This window comes from Nocardioides sp. (assembly GCF_029937575.1).
GTDB lineage: Bacteria > Actinomycetota > Actinomycetes > Propionibacteriales > Nocardioidaceae > Nocardioides.
Genome location: NZ_JAPYPS010000068.1, coordinates 13,498 through 20,329 on the forward strand (window position 1 = coordinate 13,498; position 6,832 = coordinate 20,329).

Sequence of the window (6,832 nt, forward strand, 5' to 3'; positions counted from 1 at the left end):
GCGGCCACGGGCCGGCGCCCTCTCCCATGATCCGGTCCACGAGGACCCAGGATGCAATGATGGGCGCACTGACGGGGGAGGACGGGAGGCCTGGTCAGATGAGCATCACCGAGCGCCTGCGGACCTCGAGTCGTCCTGGCGAGCCTGAGGACGCTGCCCACGTCATCGAGGAGGCCACCCTCCAACGCGCCATCGACGCCAAGACGATCGCGAGCCTCCCGCAGGCCGAGCTCGTCCGACGCCTGGGCATCGCCGCATCGGCCGCCGGAGCGCTGGTGGTGCTGCTGGGCTCGGTCGTGCTGGTCGGCTGGATCGCCGACGTGCCCTCGCTCTACCGACTCTCCCCCGACACCGCCTCGACGAAGTTCTCCACGGCGCTCGCCCTCACCCTGCTCGGGCTGGCGGTCCTGATCAGTCACGTGCGCCAGCCGTGGGCACCGCGGGTGACCAGCGCCATCGCCGTCGTCGTCGGCGCCTACGCGGTGCTGACGGTCAGCGAGTACGCCCTCGACACGACGTACCCCTGGGACAACCTCCTCGGTCTCGACCCGGGCGACCTGGGTGGTGACTCGGCCGGTCGGATGTCGCTGGCGACCGCCGTGGGCGTCCTTCTCGTCGCCGTCGCCATCTGGCTCGTCGACCGGGGCCAGGTGATGGCCGGTCAGCTCGTGGCGTCCTCGTGCCTGGTCGTCGGGATGGTCACCCTGGTCGGCTACGCGTACGGCGTGGAGTCCCTCTACACCCTGGGTGCGTTCAAGAGCATCGCACTGCGCACCGCCGTCGGCCTCGTCCTGGCCAGCCTGGGCGTCCTGCTGCGCCGCAGCGACGGCGGCTACATGTCACTCATCAGCGGCAACACCGCCGGCGGCATCATCGTCCGGCGGTTCCTCCCCGTCGCGACCCTCGTCCCGATCACGGGCGGTCTCGCCGTCGTGCACCTCGGCGACACCGGGACGGGCGACAACTCCGCGGCGCTGATCGCGGTCGCCGCGACCCTGGTCGGGGTCATCGGCTCCGCACTCGTGTGGCTGCAGTCGTCTCGGCTGCGTCAGGTCGACCTGAGACGCGCCGGAGCCGAGGACGCCTTCACGATCGCCCGCGAGGCGATCGAGGCCCGCGACGCGATCGCCGAGGAGCTCGCCGCGAGTCAGCGTCGTACTCGCGCGATCATCGCGAGCTCGACCGCCGCCTACATCAGCTTCGGCCCGGACGGGGTCGTGGACGACTGCAACTCAGCCGCCCTCAACCTCTTCGGGCTCCCCCTCGACGCGGTGCTCGGGCGCCGTGCCTCCGACCTCGTCACCCGGTCCACGGTCGACGGCAGCCGGTCCCAGATGATGGCCTACCTGGCGGGAGAGGGCCCACCGCCCGGCGACCAGCGCTACGAGGCCGCGTTCGTCACCCAGGACGGGCGCAACCTCACCGTCGACATCGCGCTGTGGACGCTCACCGACGAGTCCCAGCTCAGCTTCCACGCCTTCATCTCGGACGTCACCGACCGCAAGCAGGTCGAGGTCGAGCTGCGCCGGGCCAACGACGACCTGGCCGACTTCTCCGCTGCCATGGCCCACGACCTGCGCACGCCGCTCACGGTCGTCAAGGGCTTCAGCAGCATGCTGCGCGGCAGCCTCGAGGGCAAGCGCGAGGAGGACTTCGTCGCCCGCATCGAGGGTGCCGCCGACCGAGGCTCGCGACTCATCGACGACATCCTCGCCTTCGCCCAGATCGGCCGCGAGGCGCTCAGCCACAGGCCGGTCGAGCTGACCACCCTCGCGGAGCACGTGGCCGCCGAGCTCGTGGTCGCCGCCGATCGCCCGGCGGACGTGCGCGTCGACCCGCTGCCGCGCGTCTCGGGTGATGAGGCGCTGATGCGCACGATGCTCTCGAACTTCATCGGCAACGCGATCAAGTACGTGCCTGCCGACCGCAACCCGGTCGTCGTCGTCGACAGCGTCGTCGACGCGGAGACCGGCTGGCCGGTGATCCGGGTATCCGACAACGGCGATGCCCTCACCGACACCGACCGACTCTTCAAGATGTTCGAGCGCGGTGCGGCCGACGACCGGACGGTCGGCAGCGGCGTGGGACTCGCGGTCTGTCGGCGCATCGCCGAGCTGCACGGCGGCCGGGCGTGGCTGGAGACCTCCGAGGAGGGCGGGCCCCGCTTCTGCGTGCTGCTCTCCGGCGCGCCGTGAGATCCGCGTACGACGGACTCAGCCGAGGTCGAGGGCAGCGGCAGGCCCGACGAGCAGGGGCGCGAGCCGGTCACGCCAGGTAGGCACGCTCTGCAGCACGGCGTCGCCGAATAGATGCGCACATCGTGGGTAAGCGAGGAGACACCAAGGGCCTCCGATCTGCGTGTCCGCAGATCAGAGGCCCTGTGGGCTGGCGGTGGCGGTGGGATTTGAACCCACGGTGGGTTTGACCCCACACATCATTTCGAGTGATGCACCTTCGGCCTCTCGGACACGCCACCGCCGGGAAGGTTACCGGAGGGTGCGGCCGGGCCGAAATCAGGCTGAACCGCGCAGCCGTCAACCCAGCGCGGCGTACCGGGCGGCGACATCGCGCACGATGGCGGTGACGTCGTCCGCCGACAGGTCGCCGCTCGCCTTCTTGGTCGTGACGTCCACGCCCAGCCAGGAGGCCGCGTCACCGGCGTACTCCGCAGTGTCGATGCGCTCGACCGGCCGGGTGTCCACGTCCGGGACGATGTTGGCGATCCAGTTGTGCGCCGTCGGGCCGGCGAGGACCCACAGCCCGCCCCCACCCGTGGTGCTCTGGACGATCGGGCGCGTCACGACCACAGGCACGCCGTCGACCTCGCCCTGGATGCCGCCGTCCTTGCCCGGTCCCGAGGACAGTCCCAACGTCTCTCCGGCCTGCTGCAGGGCACTGGGTTGCTTGGACCGCTTGAAGATCATCGCCCCACCCTGACAGCCGATCAGGCTCCGCGGGAGCGCTGCTCGGCAAAGAATGTCGCCAGCAGCGCGACCGCCTCCTCGGCCAGCACGCCGGCGACGACCTCCGGCCGGTGGTTGAGCCGACGGTCTCGCACGACGTCCCACAGCGACCCGACGGCACCGGCCTTCTCGTCGTGAGCCGCGAAGACCACCCGCTCGACGCGGGAGAGCACCGCGGCTCCGGCGCACATCGTGCAGGGCTCGAGCGTGACCACGAGGGTGCAGCCCTCCAGGCGCCACTCGCCACGCTCGCGGGCAGCCGCCCGCAGGGCGACGACCTCGGCGTGGCCGGTCGGGTCGGCCTCGGCCTCGCGCACGTTGCGGCCGTGACCGATCACGACACCGCTCGGATCGAGCACGACGGCACCGATGGGTACGTCGCCGGTGGTCAGGGCACCACGCGCCTCCTGGAGGGCGGCGCGCATCGGCTCCGCCCAGCGTTGCTGCACCGTCACGCGGAGGTGAAGCCGACCGCGTCGTCGAAGAGCTCACCGAACCCGAGCTGACGGGCGACGTCGGAGAGCATCTCGTCGGGGTAGAGGTCCTCGTCCTCGTCGAGCATCTCGGCAAGGTCGATCGCCTGTACGCCGAGGTCGCTGAGCAGGTCGAGGTCACCGGCCGGGTCCTGGTCGTCGTCGTCCTCGGGGAACGGCAGGCCGAGGTGCTCGACGACCGAGCTGGCCAGCTCCCACTCGTCGGCGGCGGTGATGTCGGAGAGCAGCAGCCGGGTGACAGATCCGGTCACCCGGACGATGAGGAAGAAGTCCTCGTCGACGGCCACCAGCCCGACCGCGCCGCCGTCGCCGGGGAAGCGGCGCAGGGCGTGGACGATCGTCTCCACGTCCACCACCAGGTCGTGACCGAGCTCCTGGACCTGCCACCCGTCGTCGTCCCGGTAGGCAGCCAGCGCGAAGTCGACGGCGTCGATCTGCTCGGCCATGCCTCAAGAGTCGCACGCCCCCGGGTCACCGCCAAGCCCTTTCTCGTGCGCTGCTCTCGGCGCCCGGGCGCATGACTACTAGGGTCTCGTCCATGCGCACGCACGTGGTCGACCACCCGCTCCTGGCTCACAAGCTCACCGTGCTGCGTGACGAACGCACGGACTCTCCGACGTTCCGGCGCCTGGCGGACGAGCTCGTCACGCTGCTCGCCTACGAGGCGACTCGCGACGTGCGCGTCGTACCGGACGAGATCGTGACGCCGGTCGCCCCCACGACGGGGACCAAGCTGGCCACCCCCAAGCCCCTCGTGGTCCCCATCCTGCGGGCCGGTCTGGGGATGCTCGACGGGATGATGCGGCTGCTGCCGACCGCGGAGGTCGGTTTCCTCGGGATGGTGCGCAACGAGGAGACCCTCGAGGCCTCGACGTACGCCGAGCGTCTGCCCGACGACCTCTCCGGGCGCCAGTGCTACGTGCTCGACCCGATGCTCGCGACCGGCGGGACCCTCGCCGCCGCGATCCGGTTCCTGGTCGACCGCGGGGCCGACGACATCACCTGCATCACGCTGCTCTCGGCACCGGAAGGCTGCGCCAACCTCGAGCGCGGCCTCGAGGGCATCGACGTCCCGGTGACCGTGGTGACCGCGGCGATGGACGAGCGGCTCAACGACAAGGGCTACATCGTGCCCGGCCTGGGCGACGCGGGCGACCGGCTCTACGGGCTGGCTCAGTAGGCGACCGTGTGGTGGCGCGGATGCTGGCTCGGGGCGGACGCGTTGCCCCGCCGTCGGCGCTAGCGTCGGTGGCATGTTGGAAGCGATCTCACTGACCAGGGTCTTCGGGAGCCTGACGGCGGTGGACGACGTGTCGTTCCACGTCCGCCCGGGCCGGATGACGGGCTTCGTCGGCGCCAACGGCGCCGGCAAGACCACCACGATGCGCATGCTGATGGGAGTCCTCGCGCCGACCTCGGGGTCGGTGACCTGGAACGGGTCGCCGATCGGCGCCGAGGACCGGCGCGGTTTCGGCTATATGCCCGAGGAGCGCGGGCTCTACCCGCGGATGAAGCTGGCCGAGCAGCTGAGCTACTTCGCCCGGCTGCACGGCTTCTCCCGCAGGGACGCCCTGTCCCGTGCCGACGAGCTGCTGGGCTTCTTCGGCCTCGAGGAGCGGCGCGACGACCTGTTGGACAACCTCTCGCTCGGCAACCAGCAGCGCGTGCAGATCGCGGCCGCCCTGATCCATCGCCCGACCGCCCTCGTCCTGGACGAGCCCTTCAGCGGCCTGGACCCGCTCGCCGTCGACGCCATGGTGGAGCTCTTGCAGCGCGAGGCCGCCGACGTGCCCGTGCTCTTCTCCAGCCACCAGCTCGAGCTCGTCGAACGCCTCTGCGACGACCTCGTCATCCTCTCCGGCGGGCGCGTGGTCGCGGCCGGCTCGGTCGACGAGTTGCGCAGCGAGAGTGTGGAGCGCTACCGCGTCGTTCTCGACGGCCAGGATGCCGCCTGGTTGCGCGACCTGCGCGGCGTACGGGTCGACGACGTGGACGGCTCCACCGCCCTGCTCACCCTCGATGGCATCGAGGCCGCCGACCTGACCCGCACCGTCGTCGAGCGGGGGCCGGTCCTCGAGGTCGCCCGCGTCCGCCAACCCCTGTCCGAGATCTTCCGGGAGGTCACCCGATGAGCACCCCGTCCACCACCGGTCCTGCGACCGGCCGCGGCATGTGGCGCGTGGTCGCGGAGCGCGAGGTCAGCACGCAGGTCCGCAGCAAGGCGTTCCTGATCCAGTCGGGCCTGCTGCTCGTCGGCCTGATCGGCATGGTCGTGCTCTACACGTTCCTCGGTGACCGTCAGCAGACCAGCACGGTCGGCGTCGTCGACGAGATCGCGGCCACCGCCGTCGACGAGGCCTCGACGATCGCCCGCTCCACCGACGACAACGCCGTGCTCGAGGCCATGACGTACGACGACGTGGCGGCGGCCGAGGACGCCGTCCTGGCCGGCGACGTCGATGCGGCCCTGCTCCCCGCCGCCTCGGGCGAGGGCTACGAGCTCGTCGGTGAGGACGGCGTCTCGCCGACCATCACCCAGTCCGTCACCGCCGCCGTCTCCCAGCTGGTCACCACCGCGAACGCGGCCGAGCAGGACGTCGACCTCGCCGCCCTCGTGCGCGGCGCCGAGGTCGGGCAGCGGCTGCTGGACCCCGATGCCGAGGACGCCGGGCTGCGTCAGGCCGCGTCGTTCATCTTCGTGCTGCTCTTCTACGTCACCGCGCTGACCTTCGGTCTGACCATCGCCGGCAGCGTGACGCAGGAGAAGGAGAGCCGGGTGGTCGAGATCCTGGCGGCGTCGGTCCCGATCCGGGCCCTGCTGTGGGGCAAGATCGCCGGCGCCAGCGTCCTGGCCATCGGCCAGACCGTCGTGCTGGCGCTCGCGGGAGTGATCGGCCTGGTCGCCACCGGCAACCTCGACGCGCTCGGCGTCATCGGACCGGCGATCGGCTGGTACGTCGTGTTCTTCGTGCTCGGCTTCGTCGCCCTGGCGAGCCTGTGGTCGGTCGCCGGCGCTCTTGCCTCGCGCCAGCAGGACCTGGGCGGCGCTACGGCTCCGCTCCAGATCATCTTGTTCGCGCCCTACCTGATCGCGGTCACCGCCGGCGAGGGCGTGCGGACCGTGGTGTCGATGCTGCCCGTCGTGTCGACGATGCTGATGCCCGCGCGACTCGCGGAGGGCGACGTGCCCGCCTGGCAGCTGGTCGTCGCGATCCTGGTGACGCTGGTGGCCGCCGCGCTGTTCGTGCGGTTGGGCGCGCGGGTCTACGAGAACAACCTGCTGCGCACCGGCAACCGGATCTCGTTCCGCGAGGCGTGGGCGCGGCGAGCGCCGGCCGACGCCTGACCGAGCGCGCGGGGGGGGGGGGGGCGCGG

At 71.3% G+C, this 6,832-nt stretch carries 7 protein-coding genes and 1 tRNA gene; 4 read left to right on the forward strand and 4 right to left on the reverse strand.

The window, feature by feature from the left end:
* Nucleotides 1–98 precede the first annotated feature (98 nt).
* Entirely contained in the window at nt 99–2,195 is a 2,097-nt protein-coding gene (locus Q1K33_RS17420; RefSeq protein ID WP_300406012.1) for a PAS domain-containing sensor histidine kinase, read from the forward strand.
* 191 nt (nt 2,196–2,386) lie between these two features.
* Here Q1K33_RS17420 and Q1K33_RS17425 read toward each other — a convergent pair.
* The 4 genes from Q1K33_RS17425 to Q1K33_RS17440 all read right to left on the reverse strand — a co-directional run bounded on the left by Q1K33_RS17425 (nt 2,387) and on the right by Q1K33_RS17440 (nt 3,903).
* Nucleotides 2,387–2,476: transfer RNA gene (locus tag Q1K33_RS17425), tRNA-Ser, on the reverse strand.
* Nucleotides 2,477–2,534: 58 nt separating this feature from the next.
* Nucleotides 2,535–2,924, reverse strand: a complete 390-nt coding sequence (locus Q1K33_RS17430; RefSeq protein WP_300406013.1) for a hypothetical protein — start codon at nt 2,922–2,924, stop codon at nt 2,535–2,537.
* A gap of 20 nt (nt 2,925–2,944) precedes the next feature.
* On the reverse strand, nt 2,945–3,388 hold the full coding sequence (locus Q1K33_RS17435) for a nucleoside deaminase (protein ID WP_300406014.1): 444 nt from the start codon (nt 3,386–3,388) through the stop codon (nt 2,945–2,947).
* Between the two features lie 26 nt (nt 3,389–3,414).
* A complete protein-coding gene (locus Q1K33_RS17440; protein ID WP_300406015.1) occupies nt 3,415–3,903 on the reverse strand; it encodes a tRNA adenosine deaminase-associated protein in 489 nt (162 codons plus the stop codon).
* Between the two features lie 92 nt (nt 3,904–3,995).
* On the opposite strand from Q1K33_RS17440, the gene upp reads away from it, so the two are divergent.
* The 3 genes from upp to Q1K33_RS17455 all read left to right on the forward strand — a co-directional run bounded on the left by upp (nt 3,996) and on the right by Q1K33_RS17455 (nt 6,803).
* Nucleotides 3,996–4,637: a uracil phosphoribosyltransferase gene (gene upp / locus Q1K33_RS17445; RefSeq protein ID WP_300406016.1), complete on the forward strand. Its 642-nt coding sequence runs from the start codon at nt 3,996–3,998 to the stop codon at nt 4,635–4,637.
* A 73-nt stretch (nt 4,638–4,710) separates the two neighbouring features.
* The gene (locus tag Q1K33_RS17450) at nt 4,711–5,589 is read left to right on the forward strand and encodes an ATP-binding cassette domain-containing protein (protein ID WP_300406017.1); all 879 of its coding nucleotides are present in this window, start codon (nt 4,711–4,713) and stop codon (nt 5,587–5,589) included.
* A complete protein-coding gene (locus tag Q1K33_RS17455) occupies nt 5,586–6,803 on the forward strand; it encodes an ABC transporter permease (protein ID WP_300406018.1) in 1,218 nt (405 codons plus the stop codon). The genes Q1K33_RS17450 and Q1K33_RS17455 overlap by 4 nt, the downstream gene beginning before the upstream one ends.
* Nucleotides 6,804–6,832: the final 29 nt, after the last annotated feature.